We start from the raw sequence: 696 nt of genomic DNA, 5'->3' as shown, positions 1-696 counted from the left end.
GCTGGAGTTCATGGTGTCGGGGACGCTGTCGGTCCAGGCCCGCCAGACGGACAGCACCTCCTCGACATGCTCCGCACCGAAGTACAGCCCCCCGCCGTAGATCCGGGTCACCGGCACCAGGCCGATCTCCAGACCCGTCACCACACCGAAGTTGTCCCGGCCGCCCAGCAACGCGAAGAACAGATCCGGATCAGCCTCGGGCGTCACCGTGCGCAGCCGGCCGTCGGCCGTGACGACCTCCATCCGCCGCACCCGGTCCGCCGCGTACCCGAACGTCCGCCCCAGCAACGGCAGCCCGCCGCCCAGCACGTACGACACAGCACCCACATGCGGCGCCGACCCGTTCAGCGGAGCCAGCCCGAACCGGGCCGCCTCGGACACCACCTGCCCCCAGCTCACCCCCGCCTCCAGCCACGCACTGCACGCCTCGGCGTCCACCCGCACCCCAGCCATCCGCCGGGTCGTGATCAGCAGCCCGCCGTCCAACGCGCACGACAGCCCGTGCCCCGTGCCCATCACCGCCACCGGCCAGCCCCGCTCACCGGCGAACTTCACCGCAGCGGCCACGTCCCCGGCACCGGCCGCACCCACGATCACCTCCGGAGCATGCACCACCGCCCGCTGAAAACCCGTCCGCTCCTCATCGAACCCCTCCTGACCCGGAACGAACACCTCACCCGCAACCCGCCGGGCGAG

At 72.1% G+C, this 696-nt stretch carries 1 protein-coding gene; it reads right to left on the bottom strand.

Going from position 1 to position 696, the window contains the following annotated elements:
• Positions 1-597, bottom strand: a 597-nt coding sequence (locus JHAT_RS33535) for an FAD-binding oxidoreductase (protein ID WP_307718370.1), incomplete at its 3' end; no start/stop codon positions are given.
• Positions 598-696: the final 99 nt, after the last annotated feature.

Source organism: Streptomyces sp. JHA26 (assembly GCF_002005565.1).
GTDB lineage: Bacteria > Actinomycetota > Actinomycetes > Streptomycetales > Streptomycetaceae > Streptomyces.
The sequence above is the reverse complement of the archived record's forward strand: the minus strand, read 5'-3'. Positions and strand labels throughout refer to the sequence as shown.